The following is a 26,815-nucleotide window of genomic DNA, read 5'->3' as shown; positions in this document are numbered from 1 at the left end:
ATAAGAAAAGGCCGGGTTCGCGTCGAACACCGGCCTTCTTACATTCCAATGACCTGAGCTTAGTACGAGCACGGCTCTAGAGAAATGCCGTCAGGCAGCTTGGTATTTTCATCTCCGCAAGCATCGATGATCCGGCTCGGGTCGAGATTGGAAGCTCCGGTCAAATCCGCACCTTTCAGCCGCGTCCGCCGCAACAAGGCCCCGTCGAAATCCACGTTTGTCAGATTAGCGCCGCTCAAATTGGTGCTGACCAAGCGAGCCCCGGACAAATCCGCTCCTGAAAAATCCGCATTGACGGCCTGGGCACGGTCCAGCTTGACGTTGCGCATGCGAGCACCCTGAAAGACGGAATTCAGAAGATCCATCCGCTCCAGGTTGGCGTTGTCCAATTTGGCGGATTTGAACGATGTGTTCTGAGCAATAGCGCGGATCAAAGTCACATTGCGCAGGTCTGCACCCTCGAATGTGGAGCCGGTCATGACAGCTGCATTCAAGTCCGCGTCGCGAAGATCAGCATCGCGGAAAATCGAACTGTTGAGGTTTGATTTTTCCAAATCTACGGCCCGCATCGACGCACCAGCAAAATCACTGGCCGAAAAATCGGCCCGTTCGGCCTCAGTGCGCCGGAAATCGGATCGTTCAAAGTTCGATCTCGGCATCACAGCTTCTTTGAGGTCGACCTCACGCAAATTGGCCCGATGAAAGTCTGCGCCCTCGAGCGTCATCCCACGCAAGGTCGCAAGAGATAGATTACACCGCGGGCAGCCGCCGTCTTCGAGAATTTGTGGAACGCGCGGATCCAACTCCATCGCGCGGGTCTGCGGCACCAAGGTAACGATAACCGCGCCTGCCGCCAAAAAGCTGAAAACCGACTTCTTCATAACCGATCCTTTTTTCATAGCCCTTGACATAAGTGCGATCTGCGGCGGTTCAAAGGCCAAGAATTTCACGATCTCCAAAACCGGATCGTAAGCTGAGATCACTAAAACCGAAAACCATGAAGATTGTGTGCGAATTGCATCCCTGAATGGGAGCAAAAGTTGGAACGGAAGAAACAGGCGGGGTCGCAGGTGCCTGCTTCTTCCATTCGCAATGTCGCTGACGACGCACTACCTGACAATCAGCGTGCCGAATAAGCAGCAAAAGGCTTGCCAATTGGTTTCTTTATTCAAACACGCAAGATCTAGAATCTACGGTATCCGCAATCACAAGATACTGAATTTGTTTAGATATTGTTCAGGCCTCGCGCATTGCAATATGCAAGGCGAGTTGCGAACATTCTAAATGATAGGTTAACAAACCGACCGCACCGGCTGACCAGCGATCAAGCGAATTCTTTGCGCAGATCAATGGTGGAGCGCTCGCCTATGTCGTCAAAATGCCGGTCGAGCCAATCTTTTGCCGTCTGGCGCCCAACGTCACGCAAGTGCGTCAGGAAATCCCACTCAGCATTCAGCTTGGACGAGGCCTGAAGGGGTTTGAGTTCTTCGGCAGCAATCCGGTGCAGATGCACCTTGGTGTATTCCTTGCGGTCCAGCTTGCCCTCTTCGATCAGGCGGGTGACGAAGTCGATTGCCCTGAGTTCCCTCAAGAGTGTGGAGTTGAAGGTGATCTCATTGAGACGGTTGACGATTTCGCGAGCCGTCCGGGGCACTTCGCGCCGCTCGATCGGATTGATCTGAATGAGGACGACATCTGACGTTTCGGTCTCATAAAACAGCGGATAGAGCGGCGGATTGCCCATGAACCCACCGTCCCAATAGGGTTCTCCATCGATCTCCACCGCTTGGTAGAGCTGCGGCAAGCAAGCAGAAGCCATCACTGCATCAAGCGTCACTTCCTTCTCGCTGAATACTCGGATCTTGCCTGTAAAGACATTGGTGGCTGCGATGAACAGCTTCAGACCGGAGCAGCAGTGCACCTTTTCAAAATCGACCGTCCGTTCCACGATGTCGCGGAGGGGATTGAAATTCAACGGGTTGAATTCATACGGCGAAGCGAACCGCGAGAGCACATCGAAATAGAGATAACTCGGCGAATAATCGAGGCTCCAATGGCCCAGGAGCACATCCAGCGGCGAGCGCTGAATGGGACTGGTGCGCGACTCGGTGCTGACTTCGCGCCAGAAGGCTTCCAGCGTTGCACGCGCACCCTCTTCCCCGCCAGCTTCCATGCCGCTGGCCAACACAACCGCATTCATTGCTCCGGCGGATGTCCCGGTGATTCCGTCGAGTTCGAACCGGCTGTCTTCTAGGAACCAATCGAGCACACCCCAGGTGAAGGCGCCATGCGCGCCTCCCCCTTGCAAAGCCAGATTGATCTTTTTTGGATCTGACATGGCTCTTTTCGCTCCTGCGGACTTGTGTCTGTTGACTTACTGAGCGGTCCAGCCGCCATCCATCGTCATGATGGCACCGGTAATCGAAGACGCCGTGTCGGAGCACAAGAAGACAGCGTATCCGGCAACCTGTTCGATGGTGACGAATTTCTTGGTTGGCTGGGCCTTCAAGAGCACATCTTTCTTGACCTCTTCCTCGGTCATGTTCCTCGCTTTCATCGTGTCCGGGATCTGGGCTTCAACCAGTGGCGTCCAGACATAACCCGGACAGATCGCATTTACGGTGATGCCTTGCTCGGCCACTTCGAGCGCAACAGTCTTGGTCAAGCCGGCAATGCCGTGCTTGGCGGCAACGTAAGCAGATTTATACGGAGACGCGACGAGAGCGTGCGCGGAGGCTGTATTGATGATCCGGCCCCAACCGTTTTCTTTCATTCCCGGCACCGCCGCGCGGATCGCATGGAAGGCAGAAGACAGATTGATCGCAATGATGGCGTCCCATTTGTCGATCGGGAACTCATCAACCGGGGAAACGTATTGGATACCCGCGTTGTTCACCAGGATGTCGACAGACCCGAATTCCTTCTGCGTATCAGAGATCATTCCGGCGATTTCATCGCCTTTCAGCATGTTGGCCGGTGAATAGACACACTTCACGCCAAAATCAGCTTCAATGGCTGCGCGGGTCTTTTCAATTTCATCGGCGTCGCCGAGACCGTTGATGACCACGTTGGCACCTTTTTCAGCGAAGGCGCGGGCGCAACCGAGGCCAATCCCGGACGTTGACCCTGTAACAACTGCTGTCTTATTGGCGAGCATCAGAAAATCCTCCCGAAATGAATGAAACGTCTGGCGGGACTTTTGACCAGTTATCGCCGCACTGCAACATGAGAATCGAAATTCGCGCCTGAAACCGCTGACTTCGGTCTATCACGTTCAACGGCGGCGCATTTTTTGCGCACCGGCAAGAGCCTTGCGCGCCTTTGACCGCGTTTTTTCGTCGGCGGCACTGCGGGTTTCTTCAACCTGCTTCAGGTCTTCGGCCCGCAAGCCAATGCGGGCAGCAAATCGCTCACGGACCATGCCGTAAAACGTTGCGTGGAGATTGGCGAAGACCCACACCGTGATCAGCATCGTCGCCATTGGAAAAGCGGCTGACCGGATCTGCTGCCAGAACACATTGGCGGCAAGAAAGTTCTCCATGAGGCTCAGGACCAGGCCAACGCCGGCGACAAGAACGGCAGCAAGCAAGCTCATCACCAGCGCCGCAAACGCCATCGGCCAACCAAGCCCGTTGGTGGCGCGCCAGCTTTCCTTGAAAGTAAGGGGGTCATCAACGGCAGCAGCCGGCAGAACGAGGGAGAACTTCTGGGTCACCATCAGCGCGATGAAGGGCGCCGCGAGAAACGCGATTGCGCCCAATCCACCTGTAATCGCAGCGAGGATGCTGGCGGCAATCCCGAGCGGGATCAAAGACAAGAACCCGATCAGGTTCAGAACAATCATGTTGATGATCACCTTGAACGTTCTGGGCCCCACAAACAGAGGGAAGTCGCGCGCATCAATCAGGATCTTGCGGACATAGGCAATGGCAATCGAGAATCCGACCAAAAGGTTCGCAAGGGCCGCAAGTGCTCTCAGTGCCCCCTCGTCCACCGTCTCAACCGGTTCGGTCATATAGGAAATGGTGCTGAATCCACCGATCGGCATCAAAGAAGACCCGATCGCGAAGTTGAGCGCGACAAGCACCAGAATGTAAGCCCAGCCGGTCTTGAACAGCGTTCCAATATTGTGCTGCGCCAGTGAAAGCGACCGTTCCAAAACGGTGATAAACATGGGTTCCCCTCGAATTCCGGTTCTCACCCAAGATAGGTCTTTTCGGACGATCCGCTAGTTTTGCGGCGCTTGCGTCTGTCTTTCCATGGCCATGCGATAACCCGCTGTGATGACTGAGATCCCAAGCACGGTCACGATGATCTGCAACAACACATTCAAGATCATCACCTTGATCTGGATGAACAAGGCAGGCAGGCCGATCGAAACAACCGTAAGCGCCCACTGAAGCCCCATTGTCACGAGAACAAAGGGCAGAGACAGAACCACGATGGCCACCAACATCCGCCAACCAAGCCCTTTGCCGATCCGCAAGGCTTCGCCAAATCCGATTGGGCGCTCGATCGCGGTCGCCGGCAGCACCAGATTAAGCCGCATCAGAAACGGCATGATGACGAGGGCAAAGCCCAGAACAAGCGCAATGATTGCCAGGCCAGATGCCGATTCCGACGGCATGAATGCAACAAAAACGAGAGGCAGGGAAACGGCGAACCCAAACAGACCGATCAGAAGCATCCGCCAGATGAACTGGACTTCGATTTTACCGAAGCGCAAATAAATATTGCCGACCCGTTCACCAAGAAGGCCAAACCGGTGCCAGGCAACGGATATGGATGCCGACGAGATCAGCGCGACGAGAGTGCTCGTCATCAACAACAAGCCTGCAGCTGGTGGCAATGTTTCGGCATCGGCGGGAACACCGGCGGTCGCAGTCAGAATCAGAATTGAAATCAAAAACTGGATCAAAAACCAGGCGCCGCAGACCTGGAAGACTGTTTCAAGATGTCCGAAGACCAGTGATGCCGCGTCACTCAGCAACCGTTTGAGCATTGTCGAACCCGCCACGTTACTATTGTTGGGACCAATGCCCCGCTAAAATCTTGCTTGTCATATGGGGCAAACCGCACGCACGCAATGACAACAAGCGCAAGTTCCGCCTCCACCGAGCGCGCTGCCATTGCCCTTTTTTTGAAGACACCCTATTGATGCGCTGGAAAACCCAGGCACACTCCCACATATGGGACGCATGAACGACAACCGGTTGGCCTTGCCATGATTGATGATTTCGCAACTCCCCTGCCGCGCCGCAAATCAGTTGGGGTAAAAGTCGGCTCAGTGATGGTCGGAGGCGGCGCGCCGATCGTGGTTCAGTCCATGACCAACACGGATACCGCAGACGCGGATTCAACAGTCGCGCAGGTGTCGGCGCTCGCGCGGGCAGGCTCGGAAGTCGTTCGGATCACTGTCGATCGTGCAGAAGCAGCCGCCCAGGTCCCGCATATCAAGGAACGGCTCGACCGCATTGGTGTGAACGTGCCTCTGGTGGGCGATTTTCACTATATCGGCCACAAGCTCCTCACCAACTATCCAGACTGCGCTGCAGCTCTCGACAAGTACCGGATCAACCCGGGCAACGTCGGGTTCAAGGCCAAGCGCGACACACAGTTTTCCCAGATCATCGATATCGCGCAAAAGCACGACAAGCCAGTGCGGATCGGCGTCAACTGGGGCTCGCTGGATCAAGAGCTTCTGACAAAACTGATGGACGAGAACGCAGAGAGCGCTTCCCCCGTCTCGGCAAACGCCGTCATGCGTGAAGCCATTATCCAATCCGCGCTGTTATCGGCGGAACGCGCAGAAAACCTTGGCATGGGCCGCGACAAGATCCTGTTGTCGGCCAAGGTTAGCCAGGTTCAAGACCTGATCGCCGTTTATGCCGACCTTGCCCGCCGCTGTGACTACGCCTTGCACCTGGGCCTGACGGAAGCGGGAATGGGAACCAAGGGCATCGTGTCCTCCGCAGCGTCGATGGGTATTTTGCTGCAACAAGGCATCGGCGACACGATCCGCGTGTCCCTGACACCAGAGCCGGGCGGTGACCGGACCCGTGAAGTCCAGGTCGCCCAGGAACTCCTGCAGGTTATGGGGTTCCGCGCATTCGTGCCGGTGGTGGCAGCTTGTCCGGGTTGCGGCCGCACGACCTCCACGGTCTTCCAGGAACTGGCGCAGGACATTCAGAACCACATTCGGGTCTCAATGCCGAAGTGGCGCGAACAGTATCCAGGCGTTGAAAGCCTGAACGTTGCAGTGATGGGCTGCATCGTGAATGGACCGGGTGAATCCAAGCACGCCGATATCGGCATTTCGCTCCCCGGAACAGGCGAAACACCCTCAGCGCCCGTTTTCATTGACGGCGAAAAGGCAACCACACTGCGTGGCGAGGGCATCGCGGATGAGTTCAAGCAAATGGTGCTGGAATACATCGAAAAGCGCTATGGTGACGGCAAAACAACCAGCACCGATGCCGCCTGATCGCCAATCCGGCGAACCCTCACTTGAAAGCCGCCTATGACGCAGCCGCCTGCCGGATCTGAACCGGTAACAAAACCGATCCTTGTCATCACATCTCAAGTGGTACGCGGCGGCATATCCGGCCGCGGTCTGACGTTTGCACTGGAGCGGAACGGTCATGATGTCTGGTTTCTTCCGACCATCTTGCTGCCTTGGCACCCGGGACACGGCAAGGGAACGCGGATTGTGCCGCCAACCGCTGAATTTTCTGCAATCTCTTCCGACCTGGCGGGATCGGCGAAGCTCAGCGAAATCGGGGGTATCATCACCGGGTATCTCGGCAGCCCGGACCAGGCTCCGGTAATTGCGGATCTGATCAATGCAGTCAAAACCGCCAACCCAGAAGCGCCTTATCTGTGCGATCCGGTGATGGGCGATCACACATCTGCTTCAGGTGGCGGGCTTTACGTTTCTGAAGCAACTGCAGAAGCCATTCGGGACCATCTGGTTCCGCTGGCCGATATGGTCACCCCAAACAGTTTTGAACTTGGCTGGTTAACCGGCAGAGAAATCTCCAGCGAGCTGGAGGCTCTATCGGCGGCCCGGGATTTGGGCACCGAGCGCGTCCTGGTGACGTCGGCACCGGCCTTGCGCCGCAACGCGATCTCCAATCTGCTCGCCGGCCCAAGGGGCGCCGTTGCCGCTGAACATGCAGCAATTGCCAACCCGCCGCATGGTACGGGTGATCTGATAGCCGGTCTGCTTTTGATCAACCGGCTCGCTGGATTGGACGATGAGGAGGCCGTAAAGCGTGCTTCCGCCTCCGTTTTTGAGCTTGTCGCGCGCAGCGTCAAAAAAGGAGCGGATGAGCTACTCTTTGCCGATGAACAGCAGTCCGTGGTCCGAGCCATGGCGCTGGTCACTTCCCGGCGTGTTATGGAAGCCAAAGCCCGTGCCTGAGCGCGCCGGGACCTGGGTCGCCGGTGTTGACGGTTGCCGGGCCGGCTGGATCGCAGTTCTCCGAAACCTGAGCGATCCCAAAGATCTCAAACTTCAGCTTTTTGAACACTTTGCGGATCTTCTTTCCTATCGGCCCGAGTTGAAGATCATTGCAGTTGACATGCCGATCGGGCTGCCGGACCTCCTTGGACCAGATGGCAGGGGGGCTGAAAAGGCTGCTAGAAAGCACCTTGGAATGCGTCAATCTTCTGTGTTTTCCGTGCCGTCGCGCGCTGCGGTCTACGAAGAGGATTACAGAGCGTCTTGTGAAACGTCGCTTAAAACCTCCAGCCCACCCCGCAAGGTCTCAAAACAATGCTTTTATCTGTTCCCCAAAATCCGTGAAATCGACGGCCTGATGACGCCGGCGCTAGAAGAGCGGGTTCATGAAGTGCATCCGGAGCTCGCCTTTTGGCGTTTGAACGGAGAGGCCGAAATGAGCCTGCCAAAGAAGGTCAAGAGCCGCGCGAACCCGGAAGGCTTGGATCAGCGCCGCGATCTGCTTGTTTCCAAGGGCCTGCCCAAAGACTTCCTGGATCAAAAACCACCAAAGGGATGCGGCCGGGACGATCTCCTTGATGCGGCGGCCAACAATTTGATTGCAGAGCGAATTTTCAACAGGCAGGCCGAACCGTTTCCTGAAAATTATCAGCGCGACGGCAAAGGCCTGCGCATGGCGATCTGGGCCTGATACACCCGCAAAATCAATCAATGATTGCATTTTGTGACATTTTCAAAATTCCTATATCTTAAGTTGATGGAAATTCGATATCACGTTTAAATGCCGGGTGAGTTCCTATGTTTTTTTGGAGTGAACCATGGCCAAAAAACGGAAGACTGCAGGCAAATCCGATACAGAGTCCACTCAGCACATACTCCGCAAATTTATCAGAACGCGCGGCAGCGATTACCTTGACGATCCTAACGTCACATCCATCGGAATAGGCCGAAAAAACAACACCGGCGAAGTCAGTGTTGTGTTCACAGTTGGTCAGAAAGCAGAAGTGTCGGGGCTGGAAGCCCTGGGCACAAAGGAACTGCCAAAAACAATCGCCTTTGAAGGCATTACAATCCCGACCGATGTCGTGGAACGCGGGTTCAAACCGTCCTATCAGGTTATCAGTCCGGAGACCCCGTCCGTCTTGAAAACAAGACTCGATCCGGTTGTCCCGGGGGCAAGCGTTTCTCACGTGGATGGCACCGCGGGTACACTGGGCATGATCGTGTTCGACGACGAAACCGGGGCTGCATGCATTCTCTCCAACTGGCACGTACTTCACGGACCAACGGGCGAGATAGGAGACCCGATCGTTCAGCCCGGGCCGCATGACGACAACAACATCGCAGACAACTATTGCGGTGACTTGGAAAGGAGTCATCTTGGGATCGCGGGCGATTGCGCCATCTCCCGCCTGCGGGACCGCGAATTTGATCCAGAGATCCATAACCTAGGCGTTGCACCGCAGAGAATGGCAGAGGTTGAGCTCGACGACAAAGTCGTCAAGACGGGACGGACAACCAATACAACCCACGGAATAGTCAGACGGACCGATGTCATCGCGAAAATCAATTACGGCGGTCATGTGGGTGAAAAAGCAATCGGCTGTTTTGAAATTGCGCCGGACCCCAAGAAACCTGCACCTAACAACGAGATCAGCATGGGCGGTGACTCCGGCAGTGCATGGATGATCGTCGACAAACAAAAGGCAACAGACATCTTCGCAGGTCTGCATTTTGCGGGCGAGACCGGCGACAACCCGGACGAACATGCGCTTGCCTGTTACCCAGCCTCCGTCATGAACAAGCTCCGGTTCTCTCTGACGCCTCCGGAAACAAATCTCGTTCCAGGTAATGCACCGGAAGCCTTTGGAGCTCGCTCTGGTTACGATGCCGACTTCCTTGGCTTCCACGCTCCAATGCCCGGCATGTCGACCGCCATCAAACGGGACGCGGTGAATTTTGGCCGCAAGCAGACAATCCCCTATACTCACTTCTCCGTATGCCTGAGCGCAAAACGGCGCATGGCCCGCTTTGTGGCGTGGAACGTTGACGGCGCGCGAAAAGTGACCTTGGGCAGTCACAGCTTCAAGGAAGATCCAAGAATCGAGAGTGGTCTGCAGTGGAACAACAGTCTTTATGAAGACAACAAGCTGGATCGCGGGCACATCGCGCGAAGGGCTGATTTGGCCTGGGGGCCGGTGCCCGAAGCACGCCAGGCCAACAAGGATTCCTACTACTACACAAACATTGCCCCGCAACACGAGCGCTATAACCGGTCCAGCCTTGGCGGGCTCTGGGGACGCCTTGAAAACATAATCCTGGAACAGGCTGCCGATCAGGACATTCGTGTGTCGGTGATCTCAGGTCCCGTCTTTTCGGACGAGGACATTGAATATCGTGGCGCCCGGATCCCGCGGGATTATTGGAAACTGGTCGCCTATCGCGGTGCCGACGGCAACCCGACAGCCGCCTGCTTCGTGCTTTCCCAGAACGACCTGCTGAGTGATCTGGAAACGCTTGACTTCGATCCATTCCGGTTGTTCCAGATTTCTGTTTATGAGCTGGAAATCCGGACAGGACTTGGCTTTGACGCATATGCGGACGCGGATATCACCCAAAACGAGGCGCTTCTATCGACTTTGAGTGTTGAAAGCCTTGGCGGGGAGACAATCAAGGCCCAGGTCCGTGAAATAACAAGCGCAACCCAAATCGCGATCTAGGGTCAGGACCTCTTCGCGGTCGTCCGAAATTGTCGGACCGGATTACTGATTAGGACGTTCTAACCAGAATGAACCAAGAGTACCCGGTCCAGTTTTGTCGGCATCTCAACAGGTGCCAGAATCAAAGTCTCTTCCCTTTTTGCGCAACCCTGTTATAAGGCGCGCCGCTTGCTTCAACGGCAGGCCACCGGTCGCAGCCTACCCGGTGACGGGCGTTTCAACGAACGTCCACAGCGAAAACAAGGGACCAATACGTTGAAAACACTTGTCATCTGTTCCGGCGGAATGGATTCCGTCACCCTTGCGCACAAAATCGCGCAGGAAAACGAGCTGATCGGCCTGATCTCCTTCGACTATGGCCAGCGCCACAAGAAGGAGCTGGACTATGCCAAAGCCTGTGCCGATGCGCTCAACACCGAACACATCCTGATCGACATCACGAACATCGGCCGCCAGCTGACCGGCTCGGCGCTGACCGACAACATTGATGTGCCCGACGGCCACTATGCCGAAGACACTATGAAGATCACCGTGGTGCCCAACCGCAACGCGATCATGCTGACCATCGCCTATGGAATTGCGTCTGCTCGCGGTGCCGAGGCCGTCGCAACGGCCGTTCATGGCGGCGATCATTTCATATATCCGGATTGCCGGCCCGCCTTCACCGAGAGCTTTGAAGAAATGCAGCGCCATGCTTTGGAAGGCATGGGCGAGATCAAGCTCTACACGCCGTATGTGCATATCAGCAAAGCCGATATCGCAGCCGAGGGCGCAAAGCTGGGCGTAGACCACACCCAATCCTGGTCTTGTTACAAAGGCGGTGAGATCCACTGCGGACGCTGTGGCACCTGTGTCGAGCGGCGGGAAGCCTTCCACCTGGCTGGCGTCAAAGATCCGACAACCTATGCCGACCCCGACTTCTGGAAAGGGGCCTGCAATGTATAGGATCACCAAGGAATTCCATTTCTCCGCATCGCATCAGCTGATCGGTCTTCCGGATGATCATCCTTGCGCCCGGTTTCACGGCCACAACTACGTGGTCGAAGTCGAGTTGGCGTCTTCTGAGCTCAATCAAATCGGTTTCGTACGGGACTACAATGAGCTGAAATCCCTGAAGACCTATATCGACGACACGCTCGATCACCGGCATCTCAACGATGTTCTTGGCGATGACTGTGTCACTGCGGAACGTCTCGCCAAGCATCTTTTCGACTGGTGTGTGGGAAAATGGCCAGAGACGACAGCTGTCCGGGTCAAGGAAACACCCAAAACATGCGCCGAGTACCGGCCGCTGACCTATATCCCGGTGGAGGCCCGCCAATGAGCATTGGACAAATTCGGGTCAATGAGATTTTTGGACCAACGATCCAGGGTGAAGGTGCTCTGATTGGTCAGCCGACAATATTTGTGCGCACGGGCGGTTGCGATTACCGCTGCAGCTGGTGCGATACACTGCATGCCGTCGACAGCGCCTACCGGGACGACTGGCACCCGATGACGCCGCAGGCAATCCTGATGCAGATCGAAATCCTCAGCGGCGGCAAGCCTTTGATGGTCTCGCTGTCCGGGGGCAATCCGGCGATCCAGCCACTTGGATCGTTGATCGAGCTCGGCAGGCGGGAAGGCTATCGTTTTGCCCTGGAAACACAGGGGAGCATCGCCAAGGACTGGTTTGCGACACTCGATGTCCTGACCTTGAGCCCCAAGCCGCCCTCCAGCGGCATGGACACCGATTGGCAAAAACTCGCGGAATGTGTCGAGGCGGCCGGAGCAGACACCCAGACAGTCTTGAAAACCGTGATCTTCGATGACGCGGACTACGACTATGCCAAGGATCTTGCTGCGCGCTACCCGGCGCTGCCGCTTTATCTGCAGCCGGGCAACCACACGCCGCCGTCACCGGCCGCAGCGGATGCTCCGATCGACATGCCCGGCATCATGGACCGGATGCGCTGGCTGGTGGACAAGGTGGCTGGTGACCGCTGGTACACCCCGACGGTCCTGCCGCAGCTGCATACCCTGATCTGGGGCAACTTGAGAGGCGTTTGAGATGAGCGACAAATCCATATACGAAAACCTCACCCAGCTCGGCGCATCGACTGAGCTGCCCGACAGCCCGGAAAACGCTGTTCTGGAAAAAGTTCCAAACCCGCAATCCGGTACGAAATACATGGTGCGCTTTGTGGCACCAGAGTTTACCTCTCTGTGCCCTCTGACGAGCGCGCCGGATTTTGCGCATCTTGTCATCGACTATGTGCCCAAGGACTTCCTGGTTGAGAGCAAGTCGCTGAAACTCTTCCTGGGGTCTTTCCGCAATCACGGCGCATTCCATGAAGACTGCACGGTCTCAATCGGCAAGCGCCTTGTCGATCTGCTGAACCCTGAGTGGTTGCGGATCGGCGGATACTGGTATCCGCGCGGCGGGATTCCGATCGACGTATTTTACCAAACCGGCCCAGCCCCGGAGGGGGTCTGGATCCCTGAGCAGGGCGTGCAGCCTTACCGGGGCCGCGGCTAGTCCGGCGGCCCTTTAGGAAATCGATCGGCAGACTTAACCGGCCTGCGCTTTAATTCGCAGGCAGGCCGGCGTGCGCAAGGACATCGCGGATCGCTGCAACGACTTCTGCGCAAGCCCGCGGATCCATGCCCGACGGATGCGGGTCTGCGAAGCGTCCGGAATCGTTATCGAAATAAGCTCCGGACCGGCCTTCAAACTCTTTTGACAAAGAAGCCCGTATCAGAATGTCAACGCCGACACCGATGTCACTACCGGACACACCGAACCCCTCTTTCACCATCTTGGTGCCAAGAAGGGAGGCTGGATTGACGGCGACGATGGCCGGCCCGTCAGGGCCCAGCTTGCGCGCCAAATCCCGTGTCCACATGGTGATGGCAAGCTTACTCTGCGCATAAGCCTCCATATCAGAGGCCCGCTGTTGACCAGCCAAGGCCTTGAGATTGACTGGCGCCTGAGCAGCAGAAGACAAGTTGACAACCCGGCCCGCATTCCCCATCAGCGGCAACAGCTTCCGGGTAAGGAGATACGGCGCGATCGTGTTGACCACAAAGCGAACATCCATACCATCTTTGGTCAAAGGATCCTGAGTGCGGAGGATCCCGGCGTTATTGATCAGAACGTCCAAATGATCGTGGTGGCTGCGAATGCTGTCGGCCAGACTGTTTACATCGGCCAGATCTGAAAAATCAGCGACATACGCCTCAACCTCACCGGCGCCCGGAAGAGCCACCAGATCGGCCTTCACCCTGGCCAGCTTGTCCGGGTTTCGTCCGTGGATCAACAGCGTGTGACCGTCCGCGGCAAGCCGCTTTGCTGTTTCCAGCCCGATGCCATCGGTGGCCCCGGTCAGAAGAATAGTCTTTTGCATCAGTAACCTCACGCGTGAAAGTTGGGCAGCAGCTCATCGGCGAGCCGGGCCAAGGTGTTTTCGGTGTTTGCCTGATTGAACCGGAGATTCAGGGCCACGTGGTTCACGCCAATTTCTTCAAGGGACCTCAAATAGCGGTTCAGAGCCCGGAGCCCAGACCGGAAGCCGAGATGGATCGGCTGGGGTGGCGCGTCCTTGTCTTCAAGCAAGTCGACATAGAGCGGTTGCATGACCGGTTTGTCCGCCAAGCCCGCGGCGGCAACACGCCGCCGGTAGTCCTCGATCACCTCGGCTTGGTGCGAAACATTTCGGGGGTACGTCATCCACCCATCCGCATTATGGGCAATCCAGTCCGGCTCCTGTTGGCTGCCACCTGTGATCAGCATTGGCAATCGGCCCGCGACCGGCTTTGGCAGCATGTCCATCCCTCCGAATGGTGCGCCGAGCGGGCTGTTGAAAGCCGGAGCAGGATCAGCCATACGGCGAATGTAGTCATAGCTTTCACGAAAGGCATTGCCGCGGGCCTCAAACGAGACATTCAACGCCGGGAATTCCGTTGGCCTGTCTCCGGACGCAATCCCGAGCAGCAACCGGCCGCCAGAGAGCACATCCGCTGTCGCCGCCGCCTTTGCAACATGTGCCGGATGGCGAAGCGGCAAGATAATGCTCGAAACGCCAAGCGCGATGCGGTCTGTGACAGCCGCCAATGTTCCCAGATAGACAAACGGGTCAAAGGTCTGCCCCGCATCCCCGAACGACGGGACGTCAAACGGTACATCGCGCAACCAAACCGCAGAAAAGCCCAGTTTTTCCGCCAACTGTACCCGATCCAAATGATCCCGCATCGTCGGCACGGCGCTATTGGCATAGTTTTCAATCGGCACAACGAGGCCGATGCTCATCCTATTCTGCCGGAAGGTGGCATTGTAGGCGGTGTTCAGTGACTGAAAACCGCCGTCTGCGGCACGTTTCAGCATGACGTGGATCCTCATCCATGGAGTGCTTGTTCAAACTAAAGATATTTCTTTTATTTTCTCCATAAATAGCATATTTGAGACTTCACTATTCTGAATTTCGGGATAATTAAATGGACACCGAATGCCTGCGCCTGTTCGTTTTGGCCGCCGAAAAAAGCAACATCAGTGCAGCCGGCAAGGCGTTGGGGCTTGCCCCGTCCATTGCAAGTGCGCGGCTTGCCAAACTGGAACGCTCTCTCGGTTCGGATCTCCTGCACCGCTCCACGCGTAAAGTCTCGCTATCGCAAGAAGGTGCGGAGTTTCTTCCCTATGCCCGGGAAATTTTAGCGCAGGAGGACGCGGCACGCGCCGCACTCGGGCATGGCAAGCCGGAGGCAACCGGAACCTTGCGCTTCACCGCGCCAAGTACCTTTGCTCAACTTTACATCGTTCCACTGCTTCCGGAGTTCATGGAACGGCATCCCGGCATCCGTCTCGATCTGCGATTATCGGACGTCAAATATGATTTGATTGACGGGAGTTTCGATCTTGCGCTCCGAAACTCGGCTATGGAAGACACCAGCCTGAAGGGCCGGAAGCTCGCAGATGACACGCGTATTCTGTGCGCCTCACCGGGATATCTTGCATCGCACGGTGTGCCCATGGCGCCTGATGAGCTTCAACAACACCAACTGATCGGTTTTGCGGCCCGCGCAGTGAAACCTCTGATGAGCCCAACAGGTCCGGAAGGCGTGTTCGACACCCGGGGTCCCAATGCCCGTTTAACGATGGACAACGGTCTCTCTCAGAAGCTCGCCACTCTGGCCGGCGCCGGCATTTCGGCCAATTCTCTCTGGAGTGTGCATCAGGAGCTGAAAACAGGAACACTCATTCGGGTACTGCCGAACCATATCTTCGATGATCCCTCGATGCTTTGGCTGATTTACCCGAAATCAAATGTCCTGACCGCAAAAGTGCGTGTTTTCATTGATTTTCTGCTTGAGAAAATCGGCAAGGCGCCGCCTTGGCTGAAGCCTTAAGATCTCCTCGGCAATTGAGAAAACTAGCGGAACCTCAATAGCTGGTTTTACCGCCAGCCCGCATCGCCATGAGCAATGCTCTTTCTGGCCATCCGCCTCGCCCCCCGCGTGCCCGGATCTCGCGGAGTTGGTCGACCGCACCGGCTTTGTCGCCGCGCTCAAACAACCCCATTCCCATGTAAGACCGCGTCATCAGGCTGTCAGGATCCACTGCGAGCGCTGCAATGTAGTATTTCTCAGCTTGTGGCCAATCCCCGGCCTTCCGCGCAAGAAATCCCCGATAGGTGAGAACACGGGAGCTGTCCTGCTCCCGGATTGCATCCAACGCCTGCGCAGACGCCGTTAGGCGCCCCGCATAGGCGAGTTCACGCGCGGCCAGGAACCGGTCATCGTCGTCAAAGAGGTCCGATTTGATATCAATGCAGCGGTTGCTCTCTTTGTCCCAGGCTTTCCCGTCCGGACATTCGGTCGATGTCTGTGTCGGCTTGGGTGGCAGGTCCTCAGTGTCGGAGGGCACAGCGAAAACTGCCCCGTTCAATCCCAGCACAAACAAAACCGCCAAAGACGCTACGCGTATTTTCGTCAAAAGCCCCTCGTCAACTGCACCGAATTTGTCGCCAAATCATAGGTACCGCTGCAGTCTCCTTTGGCAACTCTCCGCGATCAGTCCGACCGGACGACGCCTTTTCAATTTAGGCTCGGCCAGTTCTGATTGGCCTTGGAAATAAATCCGGGCACGTCGCGGCTCCAGGTTCGCTGCACAGAGCGCGAGTAGTTCACGTAAAGCTTTCCATCGAAAACCTTATAGGCCAGCGGGTCGACGCCAACCTTATAGCCGCGGGCAACACCATAAGCGCAATAACCATCATATTGCGGGGCGAAACGGCTGGGATTGGCCGCAAACGCATCCCTGTTTTGAGCGCTGGAAAACTGATACGTCTTGCCGCGATGTTTTGCAGTGAATTGTGAGGACCCTTTTTCTGGGGCACGGCCGGAAAAATAGGACACCGGATCATAACCGGTGAGAGCCAACGGATCTTTTGCAATAGCCGGGGCGGATGGAAGCGCGATCGCTGCAACACTGGCTGCTGCGAGGCCAAGTACAATACGCCGGTTCATCATGCTGAATCTCCCAAATGTCTCGTTCGATAGGAGATGTTTGGCCTACCGCTAACGTTCAATCCACAATCCTGTGAGGTCATCTCAACAGCACGCCCAGTGCGGCGGTATTAATCCCAGCGGCTGGCCGGCGCGGTAGATTCGCGGACAATCAGCGAGCCCCGGATGGCATGATCCGACGGGGCCTCTATCTTGGCGACGATGCGATCAACAGCAACCGAAGCAATGTCCTCGATCGGCTGACGCAGGGTCGTGAGACGTGGGACAACGAGAGATGCCAAGGTGATGTCGTCGAAGCCAATCACGGAGACATCCTGCGGAACGTGCACACCAAGGTCACGCGCGCACCGCAAAACGCCGATCGCCTGCTGGTCGCTTGCTGTCGCAATGGCCGTGATGCGAAAGCCCCTGCGCAGCTGCAAAAGAATGTTTCGGGCAACAGCCTCGCCGGATGCAAAATCAAATTCACCTGTATGAACCGTCAGATCGATTTCATCGTCGGGCGTGGAAAGCTCATTGACCCGCTCAATGAACCCGTCGCGCCGCTCGCGGGCGACCTCCAGATTTTCCGGCCCGGCTATATAGGCAATGATCCGGTGACCAAGACCATGCAGGTGATCGACGACCTTGCGCGCGCCATCCCGCTGATCGGTCGCTACCAAGGGATATGTGCCGTAACGGCGATCAAGAGAAATGATCGGCAGCTCCGCGGAATAGGACCGGCTGGCATCTGAACCAGCCACCACGATGACCCCCGTGACCGGCCAATCGTGCATGGCCCGAACCTGTTTGAGCTCAATACCTGGATCGTCGTGGGAATTGGCAAGCATCACCATGCCGCCCCGCGACGCGACTTCCATCTCAATGCTTTTTGCCAATTGAGCAAAAAACGGATTGGTGATGTCCGGTACGATCAAGCCAATGACCATACTTCTGGCGCTCTGCTGTGCTTGAGCTGCCATATCACTCATGGATGACTTCTCCGGATCATCAATGCTCTTCTACGTTTTTGAAGCACCTCTCTGTCGGATAATCAAGGAAATCCGAATAGTGTGACCAAACAGCACTGTGTCCAACTACGACGCTAAGCAAGTTTCACAAAGTTGGCGCACGCGTGTGTAGTTGAATGGCTTAAAGGTCTATTTCAGGCTGCATTGATTTCTCTCATGATTTGGGTCGGTGGTGCAGGACCCGGCCAATGGTGTTCATCAGGATTTGAGCCGCCAGTACGCCGGTAACACCAGCGGGATCATAGTCCGGAGCAACTTCGACCAAATCCATTCCGACAATGTCTCCCTGCTGCGACAGCCCATCGATCAGTTCCAGGACTTCGTAGTACAGAAACCCACCGTGGCTCGGCGTGCCCGTGCCCGGCGCAATGGATGGATCAAAAGCGTCGATGTCGAGCGTCAGATAGTAGCGTTTGCCTTTCGGGATCTTGGCAAGAAGCGCGTCTGTGCCGAGTTTCCGTGCCTGACGGACCGATACAATGTCCGAGCCCATCTGGCGTGCGGCCTCATAACCGTCCCGGGCCGTTGACGAAACATTGCGGATACCGATTTGGCTAAGCCCCGTCACATAAGGTTTTTCAGCAGCCCGGCGCATGGGATTACCGTGCCCATAACGTACCCCGTGACGCTCATCGACAAAATCAAGGTGGGCATCAATCTGCACCACATGGATTGGCTCTTCGCCATCAAAAGCATTGATGCAAGGGATGTTGATCGAATGATCTCCCCCTAACACGACAGGTAAGGCCCCGGCCTCAAGTATTTTGCGAACGCCAAACTCGATGCGTTTGTGGCTCTCGATCGTGTCGGTGTGAACGATATCCGCATCACCAATGTCAACAATCCGCGTGGTTTCCGCGGGCAGGTAGGTGATGTCATCTTCGAAATCATAGGCCCCGGCGTGGCCAAAGGAGAACAACGTTGACGCCTCCCGGATCGCCCTTGGTCCCATACGCGCACCAGAGCGCCATTGGGTTCCGAAATCAAACGGCGCGCCAAGAACAGCAACGTCAGCGTCAATGGCATACCAGTCCGGTTGGTACGGATACTTTCCAAATGTGCAAATTCCGACAAAGGGCAGGTTGAGCCGCCCGCTTTCATATCCGTGAGATGTCATGAAACGCTCCGGGTTGGTCTTTCAATTCAGAGCTTCCCGTGCGGATCTGGCGGCGTCAAGCAGCTTGCAACGGCTTTTCCATGCGCGTCGCAGATGAAAAACCGAAAATGTATTTGAACGGTCCTGTTTCCTCAGTGCCTGCCGGCACAAACCCGGACCGCTCATAAAGCGCCCTTGCACGTGGGTTGGTGTCGATCACATCGAGCCGGACCCTGGAGCAGCCGCGCGCAACGGCAGCCGAGCAGATTGCATTCAAAAGGGCCGTACCGACACCAAGACCACGTGCTTCAGCACCCACAAAAATCCCGTCCATCAATAAAAGTCCGGGCTCTGGATCTCTTTCCAGGAGTTCCAGCACAATCCCGCGCCACAACCCTCCAAACAGACCATAGACGGCCGTCATGTCGGATAGGCTGCCAGCAACCAGCCCGCCCTCCTTGGTTTTGAACCCGGCCATTCCGATAAGCCCGCCGTCTTCATCCAGCGCACTGATTGCAAAGTCAGGATCAAGGAGATGGGCAATCAACGAGAGTGCCTTGTCATCCGGGGCCAGGATCTTGCCGAGCTTTCCGGAAAACGCCTGCCAGAACAAGGTAGCGGCCGTCTCCCGTTGATCTTCGGGAAAGCCGGACACAATCTGAAACTGTTGATCTACGGGGTCCGCCATCAGCGCATTGTGACAGCGGTACCGGTCGCACTCACCATCAGCATGGAACCGTTTTGGCCCACAGTTTCATAATCGATATCAACGCCAATCACCGCGTTGCCACCAAGCCGTTGTGCCTGTTGGCACATCTCTTCAACTGCAATCTGACGGGCCTTGGCAAGCTCTTCTTCATAGGCTGCAGACCGGCCACCGACGATGTCACGAATACCGGCGAAAATGTCCTTGAACAAGTTCGCGCCGAGGATGGCCTCGCCGGTCACCAGGCCCTTGTAATCGAGATCCTTGCCCTGAATGGTCGGCGTTGTCGTCACCAGCATGCGTCATCCTCCAGATTTGAGTGCAAGACATGACATGGGACGGCGTCCGGACGAATACAAGGAAAGTGAGCCGGTTCGGTTACGCTGCGCGGCGTGACAGATCCTGACCGCGATAACTGAGCGCTTCTGCAAGGTGGATGCGGGCAACCGTCTCAAGACCGTCCAGATCGGCAAGGGTCCGGGCAAGTTTCAGTACCCGGTGATAGCCCCGCGCCGATAGCTGCAGTGTTTCGGCAGCTTCCCGCAAGAAGGCCAGACCCTTGTCATCCGGTTGCGCCATTTTTTCAACAACGGAGGCCGGGGCTTGCGCGTTGGTCCGCGCCGCAACCCCGAGATCAAAAAAACGCTGTTCCTGAAGTTTGCGGGCCGCCAGAACGCGCTTCGCGACCTCCGAAGATGGTTCACTCTCTGCCGGGCCGATCAGATCGGCAGCTGTGACCGCGGGGACCTCAATCCTCAGATCAATGCGGTCCAGAAACGGCCCCGAAATTCTTGCTTGGTATTCGGTTACACACCGCTCTCCGCGCCGACATTGGTGCCCCGGTTCCCCGGCATGACCGCACCGGCAGGGGTTCATCGCCGCCACCATCTGAATGCGCGCAGGGTAGGTCACCCGATGATTGGCGCGCGCAATGATAGCCTCTCCCGTTTCCAGCGGCTGACGCAGGCTATCGAGCACCTGGGGATTGAACTCGGGTAGCTCGTCCAGAAACAGAACCCCGTTGTGAGCCAGCGAGACTTCACCAGGTTTGGCCCGTAATCCGCCGCCCACAAGAGCTGCCATGGAAGCAGAATGGTGCGGCGCTCGAAACGGGCGGCGGTCGGACAGTTTGCCATCCGCAAGTTCCCCTGCAAGCGAGGCAATCATGGAAACTTCAAGAAGTTCGCGCGGGGTGAGCGGCGGTAAAATGGAAGGCAAACGGCTGGCCAGCATGGACTTGCCGGATCCCGGTGGTCCGACCATCAACAAGTTATGTCCACCGGCCGCCGCAATCTCCAAAGCACGCTTGGCACTTTCCTGACCCTTGACATCTGCAAGATCCGGTATGCCTTGCGGATCGCCCCGGAGTTTGGCTGCGGGCCTGGAGAGGACCTGCGTTCCCTTGAAATGATTGGCGAGCTGGATCAAGGACCGCGGCGCCAAAATGTCCATCTCACTGTCCGCCCAGGCGGCTTCTCCGCCGCATTCAAACGGACAGATCAGCCCCTTTTCCAATGCGTTTGCGCCCATTGCGGCTGGCAGAACTCCAGCGACAGGAGCCAGAGTCCCATCCAGCGCCAATTCGCCCAGAATGACGTAGTTTTCCAAGAACTCTGCCGGAATTGCGCCTATGGCCGCCATCACCCCGAGCGCAATCGGGAGATCGTAGTGGGATCCTTCCTTTGGAAGATCCGCTGGCGCCAGATTGACCGTGACGCGCTTGGCCGGAAGCGCGAGACCTGAGGCGGACAGAGCCGCACGGACCCGCTCCCGGCTTTCTGCCACCGCCTTGTCCGGCAAGCCCACGATGGTAAAGGCGACCATGCCCGGGCCGACATGCACCTGCACGTCGACCGGAACCGCCTCTATGCCTTGGAAGGCCACCGTGGTCACCCGGCTGACCATCAAACTCTCCTATAAATTTAATATGACGGTATTGCAATTTATAAGAGAGAACAAGACGCGTGTTCGAATGGCCATGCGCACTGCCAGTTGGTGCCTATCGGACTTGCCACTTGCCGAAAAGCTTGGACCCTCGCACACTGATTAGGAAGCCAACACGGAACCGGAGAACGAAGCCATGTGCGATCTTTGCATCATCAAGTCGGTGAAAGACAAAATGCTGTCACGGCGCGATGTTTTCAGGGCTGCAGCCGCCGGAGCCGGCGTTGCGGCGGCGACCACTGTTGCAGGCGCTCTTCCGGCAATGGCGCAGACACCAGCGCAAATCCTGGATCTCACACACGAACTCTCTGAAGACTTTCCAACATTTGGGGGTGAGCCTGGATACAGGGCAGAGAAAATCTTCGATTTCGCCAAGGACGGTTACAATCTCTACAGCCTTTCAATCGATGAGCATTCGGGCACACATCTCGACGCACCGCTGCATTTTTCCGCAGATGGGCAATCCGTTGCCGAAATACCGGTCGACAAACTGGTTACGCCACTCTGTATCATCGACATCAAGAAGCGCGCCGCTGATAACCCGGACGCACAAGTCACTCCGGACGATCTCAAGGCATGGATTTCGGCAAATGGAGACATTCCGAACGGAGCGTGTGTTGCGATGAACTCTGGCTGGAGCGCACATGCGTCTTCAGACATGTTCCGCAATGCGGATGCCAATGGTGTCATGCATTTTCCCGGCTTTCATATAGAAGCGGTTCAGATGCTGATGGAAGAAGCCGACGTTGCCGGGCTTGCCGTTGACAGCCTGTCACTCGATCATGGAATTTCGCAGGATTTTGCCGTCCATTACGCCTGGCTTCCATCCGGCCGCTGGGGCCTGGAATGCATCGCCAATCTTGATGCGTTGCCGCCGAGCGGCGCAACACTCATTGTCGGCGCCCCGAAAAACCGCGGCGGCACTGGCGGCCCGAGCCGGGTCATGGCGATGGTTTAAGGCAGGAGTTAAAAAGAGGGCTTAGCCCTCTTCTTTAGCCCGGCGCTCTGCATTGAGCTGTTCCAATTCGGCCATCTTGTCGCCGATGGGCTTCAAACGGCCCATGGTCGTGCGGAACCGGGCGGCCCGCTGATCGAACAGACGCTGCGCAAGTTCCGGGTATTCGGACACCATGCGTTTGAAGAGTGCTCTGCGAATACGGATGATCCGGACAGGTTCGGCAGCTTCTGCGCGGCAGGGACGCTTGGTTTCCACCAGCAGCGCGCTTTCGCCCAACAGCGTTCCCGGACCGACCTTGTCGACTTCTTCAAAGCCGTCTTCGCCGCGTGTTGACAGCGTCACCAGACCATCGGTGATCACAAGCCCGCCGTCCGCCCGCTCATCCTGATCGAAGAGGCGCAGACCGGCACTGTAATCCATGCTTTCGGCACTGAAGGCGAGCAGGCGAAGCTGATCGTCCTGAAAATCCGAAAACATCGGTATCTTTTTGAGAATCGCTATATCTTGGGCAAGGCTCATGCCCAAGATTTACGCTGATTGATCGTGTCTGTCCAAGCGAATATGCGCTTCACAAACAAGTCTGTGGCTCAAGGGACGAGCTTATAGCCGCCTGCCTCAGTCACCAGAAGCTCGGCATTGGACGGGTCCCGCTCGATCTTCTGACGCAACCGGTAGATATGCGTTTCCAGAGTGTGGGTCGTCACGCCGGAGTTGTAGCCCCACACTTCATGTAAGAGCACATCCCTCGTGACCGGTTTCTCGCCGGCACGGTACAGGAACTTCAGGATCGAAGTTTCCTTTTCTGTCAAGCGCACCTTCGAGCCATTGTCTTCCTGCATGACCTTTGCAGCCGGGCGGAAGGAATAGCGACCGATGGCGAATGTTGCATCTTCGCTTTGCTCGTGCTGGCGCAAATGGGCGCGGACACGGGCAAGCAGCACTGCGAACTTGAACGGCTTGGTGACATAGTCATTGGCGCCAGCCTCAAGGCCAAGGATCGTGTCGCTGTCCCCGTCGTGTCCGGTCAGCATGATGATCGGAGCCTTGAACCCGTTTTTGCGTAGGAGCTTGACTGCTTCACGGCCATCAATGTCCGGCAAGCCGACATCCATCAAAAGAAGGTCGATGTGCTCTTCCTTGGCCATGCCAATTCCGGAGGTCGCCGTGTCCGCCTGAAGGGTCTCAAATTCGTCGTAAAGGGACAATTGTTCGACAAGCGCTTCGCGCAGTTCAGTATCATCATCGACAATCAAAATGGTGCGGGCGGTCATCTTGTCGGGTCCTCGCCAAAAATCTTCAGTGTTCACGCGGGTTTGTGCAATCTACACAAGCGCGTTGCCGTCTCTATGTGCGCGGGAAAGTGTCGCCTTACAAGCAGGGTCCCGTCAATTCTTCTTCACGCGGGCTTTAGCTCCGGTTTATCAAGACCTTTTACGGCACCGAACAAACAAGCAGGATGAACCATGCAGGAGAGCACAAAACCGGCAGATATCCTCGAGGTTCACGCATTACCGCGCGACCGGACCAAAGGAATTCTGCAATGTGGATCGATCACGGTTCCGTGTGCATTGGGCCGTTCCGGCATCATCACACGCAAGCGGGAAGGGGACGGAGCGACCCCGACCGGGACGTTCGAGCTTCTGCAGGTCTACTATCGTGCAGACAGAAGCCAAAGGCCGCAAACGGTTCTTCCCCTTGAAGTTTTGAAGCCCGAACTCGGCTGGTGTGATGATCCGGGCCATCGCCGCTACAATCGTCTGGTGGACTTGCCGTTTCAGGCCAGTCACGAGAAAATGTGGCGTGAGGACAGGCTGTACGACATCGTCGTCGTTCTGGATTGCAACATGTACCCGCCGGTCAAAGGCAAGGGCAGCGCCATCTTCTTCCATATCGCCCGGGAAGATTACCGGCCGACGGAAGGTTGTGTCGCGGTCTCTCCGCAGCATATGCGGCTCATCCTGTCGAAGGTCTCTCCAGGCTGCCGCATGGAGGTGCGGGGTTAGAGCACTGCTCACTCCAACAAAAAAGCCCGGCGCAGGGCACCGGGCTTATGGATTTGAGTAGATCAGATGGCGCTTAGACCCAGGGGCGGCTCTCGCCCATCTTGTCTTCAAAAGTGTCGATCTGGCCGGCCTTTTCCATGGTCAAGCCGATGTCATCGAGACCGTTGATCAGGCAATGCTTGCGGAAGTGGTCGATCTTGAAGGCAATGTCGCCGCTCTCCAGGCCCTTGATCTCCTGGTTTTCCAGATCGATCGTCAGGGTGAAGTTGGCGCCGCGCTCTGCAGCATGCAGCAGCGTTTCCAATTCGTCTTCAGAGACCTGGATCGGCAGAATGCCGTTTTTGAAACAATTGTTGTAGAAGATGTCGGCAAAGGACGTGGAAATCACGCAGCGGATACCGAAATCAAGCAGCGCCCATGGCGCGTGTTCACGGGATGAGCCGCAACCGAAGTTGTCGCCAGCGATCAGGATTTTGGCATCACGGTAGGCTGCCTTGTTCAAAACGAAGTCGACGTTTTCCGACCCGTCGTCATTGGTGCGCATTTCATGAAACAGCGCAGTGCCGAGACCAGTGCGCTTGATCGTCTTCAAGAACTGCTTCGGGATAATCATATCCGTATCGATGTTGACGATCGGCATCGGTGCTGCGACCCCGGTCAGGGTCTCAAATTTTTCCATGGTTTCCTCTCCTGAAAACGGGTTCCGGCCCGATCACCTCAAGCAGCAAGACTTGTGGTCTGATCAACACCGAGCATGAGATTAAGGTTCTGGACGGCTGCACCCGACGCGCCTTTGCCGAGATTGTCGTAAACGGCAATGATGGCGGCCTGGGCGCGCGCATCATTTGCAAAAACATGCAGCCGCAGCCGGTTGGTGTCGTTCAAAGCCTGCGGATCCAGATCATCGGAGCGCTCCAGACCATCCAGTGGTGCAACATCGACAAAACCGCCAGGCGCAGCTGCGAAGTGATCGGCCAGAGCAGCGTGTATCTGCTCGCCTGTCGGGGCTTTGTCCAGACGTGCGAGATTGAGCGGCACCACGGTCAGCATGCCCTTGTAGTAGTTGCCGACAGCCGGAGTGAACAGCGGCGCGCTGTCCAAAAGCCCGTATTCGGTCATTTCCGGCAAGTGCTTATGGTTGAAGCCCAGTGCATACGGGGCAAACATATTGGCGCTTGAGCCTTTGGCGTCATAATCCGCGATCATGCCCTTGCCGCCGCCCGAATAGCCGGAAATCCCGTTCACGGTGACCGGAAAATCCGCCGGGAGGAGACCACCGGCAATCAGCGGGCGCACAGCAGCGATTAACCCCTGCGGCCAGCAGCCCGGATTGGCGACTCGCATGGCAGCTGCAATGATGTCAGCCTGGTCGGCGTCCATTTCCGCAAAACCATAGGCCCAGCCATCGGCGACCCGATGGGCGCTGGATGCATCAATCACGCGTGTCGTGTCGTTTTCGATGAGCGCAACACTTTCCTTTGCAGCCGCATCCGGCAGGCAAAGGATCGCAACATCTGCCTTGTTCAGGTAGTCTTTCCGGGCAGCCGGATCCTTCCGGCTGTCTTCCGGAATGGAGAGCAGCTCTATGTCGCGGCGCATGGCGAGGCGCTCGCGGATTTGCAAACCCGTCGTGCCAGCTTCACCATCAATAAATACGCGCGCGGTCATGACCCGCTCCTCTCCTCAAGTTCGAGAATTGAAAAACGAGTGGGTCATACACCCAATCGTGGGATTTGTCACCGGTTCGGCGCGCCCCAAGACCTCAACGGGCCATTGAGTGATACTCATCATTCGGGCGCATGTCGCTGGCAGCAGCAACCCGGTTGGTCATATTGAAGAAAGCGGCAACGGAGGCAATGTCCCAGATATCCCGGTCGCTGAACCCGGCATCCCGCAAGCCCTGCCGGTCGCTTTCCAGGATCTCCGCGGGCTTTTCAGTCAGCTTCACCGCGAAATCGAGCATGGCACGCTGCCGGTCTGTCAAATCAGCGACACGATAGTTCATCACCATAAGCTCACCGAGCACCGGATCGCCGGACAACTTGCGCACAGCCGCACCATGAGCTGTGAGGCAATAAAAACAGCGATTGACGGAGGATACCGCAACGGCAATCATCTCTCTCTCAAGCTTGCTCAGTCCGCTGTCCGCAAGCATGAGGTCGTTGTACATGTCGGTGAAAGCACGCAGCTTGGCGTCATCAAAGGCATAAGCCTGGAGCACATTCGGAACCAGGCCGAGCTTTTCCTGACACAAATCGAAATAGGCCTGCGTTTTTTCACTTAATGTTACATTTGAATCGATTTGCAAGGCAGTGACTTTACTTGACAATTCGGGCCTCCCGTCCTGAAACAATTGTGTCGCGAATATAAAACGATAGCACGCGGCTGAGCCAAACCAAATGACCGCCCAAGGGG

Annotated in this window: 30 protein-coding genes; 11 read left to right on the top strand and 19 right to left on the bottom strand. The window is 56.6% G+C overall.

All coding sequences use genetic code 11. The annotated features are described in order from the left end of the window. Positions 1-59 precede the first annotated feature (59 nt). The 5 genes from ACVDG4_RS20425 to ACVDG4_RS20405 all read right to left on the bottom strand — a co-directional run bounded on the left by ACVDG4_RS20425 (position 60) and on the right by ACVDG4_RS20405 (position 5,002). A complete protein-coding gene (locus ACVDG4_RS20425; protein ID WP_447236468.1) occupies positions 60-881 on the bottom strand; it encodes a pentapeptide repeat-containing protein in 822 nt (273 codons plus the stop codon). A 443-nt stretch (positions 882-1,324) separates the two neighbouring features. Further along, complete coding sequence (locus ACVDG4_RS20420) at positions 1,325-2,338, bottom strand: patatin-like phospholipase family protein (protein ID WP_447236467.1); 1,014 nt, start codon at positions 2,336-2,338, stop codon at positions 1,325-1,327. Between the two features lie 36 nt (positions 2,339-2,374). Further along, positions 2,375-3,157 (bottom strand): 3-hydroxybutyrate dehydrogenase, encoded by a 783-nt coding sequence (locus ACVDG4_RS20415; protein WP_395173785.1) that lies wholly within the window; start codon positions 3,155-3,157, stop codon positions 2,375-2,377. Between the two features lie 117 nt (positions 3,158-3,274). Continuing rightward, positions 3,275-4,174 (bottom strand): 4-hydroxy-3-methylbut-2-en-1-yl diphosphate synthase, encoded by a 900-nt coding sequence (locus ACVDG4_RS20410; protein WP_447236466.1) that lies wholly within the window; start codon positions 4,172-4,174, stop codon positions 3,275-3,277. A 54-nt stretch (positions 4,175-4,228) separates the two neighbouring features. Further along, a complete protein-coding gene (locus ACVDG4_RS20405) occupies positions 4,229-5,002 on the bottom strand; it encodes a hypothetical protein (protein ID WP_447236465.1) in 774 nt (257 codons plus the stop codon). A gap of 222 nt (positions 5,003-5,224) precedes the next feature. Here ACVDG4_RS20405 and ispG point away from each other — a divergent pair, with 222 nt between their 5' ends. The 8 genes from ispG (at position 5,225) to queF (ending at position 12,700) form a co-directional block, all read left to right on the top strand. Beyond that, a complete protein-coding gene (gene ispG, locus ACVDG4_RS20400) occupies positions 5,225-6,484 on the top strand; it encodes a flavodoxin-dependent (E)-4-hydroxy-3-methylbut-2-enyl-diphosphate synthase (RefSeq protein WP_447236464.1) in 1,260 nt (419 codons plus the stop codon). A gap of 36 nt (positions 6,485-6,520) precedes the next feature. Next, positions 6,521-7,423 carry a pyridoxal kinase gene (gene pdxY, locus ACVDG4_RS20395; RefSeq protein ID WP_447236463.1) on the top strand — a complete coding sequence of 301 codons (903 nt, stop codon included), beginning with the start codon at positions 6,521-6,523 and terminating at the stop codon, positions 7,421-7,423. Next, a complete protein-coding gene (locus ACVDG4_RS20390) occupies positions 7,416-8,153 on the top strand; it encodes a DUF429 domain-containing protein (protein ID WP_447236462.1) in 738 nt (245 codons plus the stop codon). The genes pdxY and ACVDG4_RS20390 overlap by 8 nt, the downstream gene beginning before the upstream one ends. Before the next feature lie 127 nt (positions 8,154-8,280). Continuing rightward, on the top strand, positions 8,281-10,182 hold the full coding sequence (locus tag ACVDG4_RS20385) for a DNA/RNA non-specific endonuclease (RefSeq protein WP_447236461.1): 1,902 nt from the start codon (positions 8,281-8,283) through the stop codon (positions 10,180-10,182). 255 nt (positions 10,183-10,437) lie between these two features. After that, positions 10,438-11,127 (top strand): 7-cyano-7-deazaguanine synthase QueC, encoded by a 690-nt coding sequence (queC, locus tag ACVDG4_RS20380; RefSeq protein ID WP_447236460.1) that lies wholly within the window; start codon positions 10,438-10,440, stop codon positions 11,125-11,127. Continuing rightward, positions 11,120-11,506, top strand: a complete 387-nt coding sequence (gene queD, locus ACVDG4_RS20375; protein WP_447236459.1) for a 6-carboxytetrahydropterin synthase QueD — start codon at positions 11,120-11,122, stop codon at positions 11,504-11,506. Before queC ends, queD begins: the two co-directional genes overlap by 8 nt. Beyond that, a complete protein-coding gene (gene queE, locus ACVDG4_RS20370) occupies positions 11,503-12,231 on the top strand; it encodes a 7-carboxy-7-deazaguanine synthase QueE (RefSeq protein WP_447236458.1) in 729 nt (242 codons plus the stop codon). Before queD ends, queE begins: the two co-directional genes overlap by 4 nt. Position 12,232: 1 nt before the next feature. Continuing rightward, on the top strand, positions 12,233-12,700 hold the full coding sequence (queF, locus tag ACVDG4_RS20365; protein ID WP_447236457.1) for a preQ(1) synthase: 468 nt from the start codon (positions 12,233-12,235) through the stop codon (positions 12,698-12,700). 49 nt (positions 12,701-12,749) lie between these two features. Here queF and ACVDG4_RS20360 read toward each other — a convergent pair whose 3' ends face one another. After that, positions 12,750-13,568 (bottom strand): SDR family NAD(P)-dependent oxidoreductase, encoded by an 819-nt coding sequence (locus tag ACVDG4_RS20360; RefSeq protein ID WP_447236456.1) that lies wholly within the window; start codon positions 13,566-13,568, stop codon positions 12,750-12,752. 8 nt (positions 13,569-13,576) lie between these two features. Further along, positions 13,577-14,545, bottom strand: a complete 969-nt coding sequence (locus tag ACVDG4_RS20355) for an LLM class oxidoreductase (RefSeq protein ID WP_447236455.1) — start codon at positions 14,543-14,545, stop codon at positions 13,577-13,579. Positions 14,546-14,655: 110 nt separating this feature from the next. Here ACVDG4_RS20355 and ACVDG4_RS20350 point away from each other — a divergent pair, with 110 nt between their 5' ends. Then, positions 14,656-15,564, top strand: a complete 909-nt coding sequence (locus ACVDG4_RS20350) for a LysR family transcriptional regulator (RefSeq protein ID WP_447236454.1) — start codon at positions 14,656-14,658, stop codon at positions 15,562-15,564. A gap of 34 nt (positions 15,565-15,598) precedes the next feature. Here the strand turns inward: ACVDG4_RS20350 and ACVDG4_RS20345 are convergent, their stop codons facing one another. From ACVDG4_RS20345 to ACVDG4_RS20315, 7 genes are all read right to left on the bottom strand, one after another. After that, entirely contained in the window at positions 15,599-16,150 is a 552-nt protein-coding gene (locus tag ACVDG4_RS20345; protein ID WP_447236453.1) for a tetratricopeptide repeat protein, read from the bottom strand. Between the two features lie 101 nt (positions 16,151-16,251). Next, positions 16,252-16,686 (bottom strand): YHS domain-containing (seleno)protein, encoded by a 435-nt coding sequence (locus tag ACVDG4_RS20340; RefSeq protein ID WP_447236452.1) that lies wholly within the window; start codon positions 16,684-16,686, stop codon positions 16,252-16,254. A 107-nt stretch (positions 16,687-16,793) separates the two neighbouring features. Further along, entirely contained in the window at positions 16,794-17,654 is an 861-nt protein-coding gene (locus ACVDG4_RS20335) for a LacI family DNA-binding transcriptional regulator (protein WP_422020338.1), read from the bottom strand. 193 nt (positions 17,655-17,847) lie between these two features. Continuing rightward, positions 17,848-18,810: an agmatinase gene (gene speB / locus ACVDG4_RS20330; RefSeq protein ID WP_447236451.1), complete on the bottom strand. Its 963-nt coding sequence runs from the start codon at positions 18,808-18,810 to the stop codon at positions 17,848-17,850. 55 nt (positions 18,811-18,865) lie between these two features. After that, positions 18,866-19,477 carry a GNAT family N-acetyltransferase gene (locus tag ACVDG4_RS20325; RefSeq protein ID WP_447236450.1) on the bottom strand — a complete coding sequence of 204 codons (612 nt, stop codon included), beginning with the start codon at positions 19,475-19,477 and terminating at the stop codon, positions 18,866-18,868. Next, complete coding sequence (locus ACVDG4_RS20320; protein ID WP_055673029.1) at positions 19,477-19,794, bottom strand: heavy metal-binding domain-containing protein; 318 nt, start codon at positions 19,792-19,794, stop codon at positions 19,477-19,479. The genes ACVDG4_RS20325 and ACVDG4_RS20320 overlap by 1 nt, the downstream gene beginning before the upstream one ends. A 79-nt stretch (positions 19,795-19,873) precedes the next feature. After that, positions 19,874-21,400 carry a YifB family Mg chelatase-like AAA ATPase gene (locus ACVDG4_RS20315; RefSeq protein ID WP_409686504.1) on the bottom strand — a complete coding sequence of 509 codons (1,527 nt, stop codon included), beginning with the start codon at positions 21,398-21,400 and terminating at the stop codon, positions 19,874-19,876. Between the two features lie 175 nt (positions 21,401-21,575). On the opposite strand from ACVDG4_RS20315, the gene ACVDG4_RS20310 reads away from it, so the two are divergent. After that, positions 21,576-22,397 carry a cyclase family protein gene (locus ACVDG4_RS20310; protein ID WP_447236449.1) on the top strand — a complete coding sequence of 274 codons (822 nt, stop codon included), beginning with the start codon at positions 21,576-21,578 and terminating at the stop codon, positions 22,395-22,397. Between the two features lie 21 nt (positions 22,398-22,418). Here ACVDG4_RS20310 and ACVDG4_RS20305 read toward each other — a convergent pair whose 3' ends face one another. Next, positions 22,419-22,874 carry a Crp/Fnr family transcriptional regulator gene (locus ACVDG4_RS20305; RefSeq protein WP_209002687.1) on the bottom strand — a complete coding sequence of 152 codons (456 nt, stop codon included), beginning with the start codon at positions 22,872-22,874 and terminating at the stop codon, positions 22,419-22,421. Positions 22,875-22,984: 110 nt separating this feature from the next. Then, positions 22,985-23,668 carry a response regulator transcription factor gene (locus ACVDG4_RS20300; protein ID WP_008195291.1) on the bottom strand — a complete coding sequence of 228 codons (684 nt, stop codon included), beginning with the start codon at positions 23,666-23,668 and terminating at the stop codon, positions 22,985-22,987. A 192-nt stretch (positions 23,669-23,860) separates the two neighbouring features. Between ACVDG4_RS20300 and ACVDG4_RS20295 the strand changes: the two genes are divergently transcribed. Beyond that, positions 23,861-24,400 carry a L,D-transpeptidase family protein gene (locus ACVDG4_RS20295; RefSeq protein WP_447236448.1) on the top strand — a complete coding sequence of 180 codons (540 nt, stop codon included), beginning with the start codon at positions 23,861-23,863 and terminating at the stop codon, positions 24,398-24,400. A gap of 73 nt (positions 24,401-24,473) precedes the next feature. On the opposite strand, the gene leuD is transcribed toward ACVDG4_RS20295, so the two are convergent. The 3 genes from leuD to ACVDG4_RS20280 form a co-directional block, all read right to left on the bottom strand. Next, complete coding sequence (gene leuD, locus ACVDG4_RS20290; protein WP_133952802.1) at positions 24,474-25,079, bottom strand: 3-isopropylmalate dehydratase small subunit; 606 nt, start codon at positions 25,077-25,079, stop codon at positions 24,474-24,476. A 38-nt stretch (positions 25,080-25,117) separates the two neighbouring features. Beyond that, a complete protein-coding gene (argC, locus tag ACVDG4_RS20285) occupies positions 25,118-26,068 on the bottom strand; it encodes an N-acetyl-gamma-glutamyl-phosphate reductase (RefSeq protein WP_447236447.1) in 951 nt (316 codons plus the stop codon). 94 nt (positions 26,069-26,162) lie between these two features. Continuing rightward, on the bottom strand, positions 26,163-26,729 hold the full coding sequence (locus tag ACVDG4_RS20280) for a peroxidase-related enzyme (protein WP_447236446.1): 567 nt from the start codon (positions 26,727-26,729) through the stop codon (positions 26,163-26,165). Positions 26,730-26,815: the final 86 nt, after the last annotated feature.

Source organism: Roseibium sp. MB-4 (assembly GCF_053005265.1).
This window is presented reverse-complemented; position numbering and strand designations above follow the sequence as displayed.

Coding starts and splice junctions, on each gene's coding strand:
- queD (WP_447236459.1), top strand. CDS start 11,120: ATGTATAGGATCACCAAGGAATTCCATTTCTCCGCATCGCATCAGCTG.
- ACVDG4_RS20385 (WP_447236461.1), top strand. CDS start 8,281: ATGGCCAAAAAACGGAAGACTGCAGGCAAATCCGATACAGAGTCCACT.
- ACVDG4_RS20415 (WP_395173785.1), bottom strand. CDS start 3,157: ATGCTCGCCAATAAGACAGCAGTTGTTACAGGGTCAACGTCCGGGATT.
- argC (WP_447236447.1), bottom strand. CDS start 26,068: ATGACCGCGCGCGTATTTATTGATGGTGAAGCTGGCACGACGGGTTTG.
- pdxY (WP_447236463.1), top strand. CDS start 6,521: ATGACGCAGCCGCCTGCCGGATCTGAACCGGTAACAAAACCGATCCTT.
- ACVDG4_RS20340 (WP_447236452.1), bottom strand. CDS start 16,686: ATGATGAACCGGCGTATTGTACTTGGCCTCGCAGCAGCCAGTGTTGCA.
- ispG (WP_447236464.1), top strand. CDS start 5,225: ATGATTGATGATTTCGCAACTCCCCTGCCGCGCCGCAAATCAGTTGGG.
- queE (WP_447236458.1), top strand. CDS start 11,503: ATGAGCATTGGACAAATTCGGGTCAATGAGATTTTTGGACCAACGATC.
- ACVDG4_RS20295 (WP_447236448.1), top strand. CDS start 23,861: ATGCAGGAGAGCACAAAACCGGCAGATATCCTCGAGGTTCACGCATTA.
- ACVDG4_RS20405 (WP_447236465.1), bottom strand. CDS start 5,002: ATGCTCAAACGGTTGCTGAGTGACGCGGCATCACTGGTCTTCGGACAT.
- ACVDG4_RS20305 (WP_209002687.1), bottom strand. CDS start 22,874: ATGTTTTCGGATTTTCAGGACGATCAGCTTCGCCTGCTCGCCTTCAGT.
- ACVDG4_RS20315 (WP_409686504.1), bottom strand. CDS start 21,400: ATGGTCAGCCGGGTGACCACGGTGGCCTTCCAAGGCATAGAGGCGGTT.
- ACVDG4_RS20325 (WP_447236450.1), bottom strand. CDS start 19,477: ATGGCGGACCCCGTAGATCAACAGTTTCAGATTGTGTCCGGCTTTCCC.
- ACVDG4_RS20310 (WP_447236449.1), top strand. CDS start 21,576: ATGTGCGATCTTTGCATCATCAAGTCGGTGAAAGACAAAATGCTGTCA.
- ACVDG4_RS20320 (WP_055673029.1), bottom strand. CDS start 19,794: ATGCTGGTGACGACAACGCCGACCATTCAGGGCAAGGATCTCGATTAC.
- speB (WP_447236451.1), bottom strand. CDS start 18,810: ATGACATCTCACGGATATGAAAGCGGGCGGCTCAACCTGCCCTTTGTC.
- queF (WP_447236457.1), top strand. CDS start 12,233: ATGAGCGACAAATCCATATACGAAAACCTCACCCAGCTCGGCGCATCG.
- ACVDG4_RS20300 (WP_008195291.1), bottom strand. CDS start 23,668: ATGACCGCCCGCACCATTTTGATTGTCGATGATGATACTGAACTGCGC.
- ACVDG4_RS20335 (WP_422020338.1), bottom strand. CDS start 17,654: ATGAGTGATATGGCAGCTCAAGCACAGCAGAGCGCCAGAAGTATGGTC.
- ACVDG4_RS20355 (WP_447236455.1), bottom strand. CDS start 14,545: ATGCTGAAACGTGCCGCAGACGGCGGTTTTCAGTCACTGAACACCGCC.
- ACVDG4_RS20410 (WP_447236466.1), bottom strand. CDS start 4,174: ATGTTTATCACCGTTTTGGAACGGTCGCTTTCACTGGCGCAGCACAAT.
- ACVDG4_RS20425 (WP_447236468.1), bottom strand. CDS start 881: ATGAAGAAGTCGGTTTTCAGCTTTTTGGCGGCAGGCGCGGTTATCGTT.
- leuD (WP_133952802.1), bottom strand. CDS start 25,079: ATGGAAAAATTTGAGACCCTGACCGGGGTCGCAGCACCGATGCCGATC.
- ACVDG4_RS20360 (WP_447236456.1), bottom strand. CDS start 13,568: ATGCAAAAGACTATTCTTCTGACCGGGGCCACCGATGGCATCGGGCTG.
- ACVDG4_RS20420 (WP_447236467.1), bottom strand. CDS start 2,338: ATGTCAGATCCAAAAAAGATCAATCTGGCTTTGCAAGGGGGAGGCGCG.
- ACVDG4_RS20350 (WP_447236454.1), top strand. CDS start 14,656: ATGGACACCGAATGCCTGCGCCTGTTCGTTTTGGCCGCCGAAAAAAGC.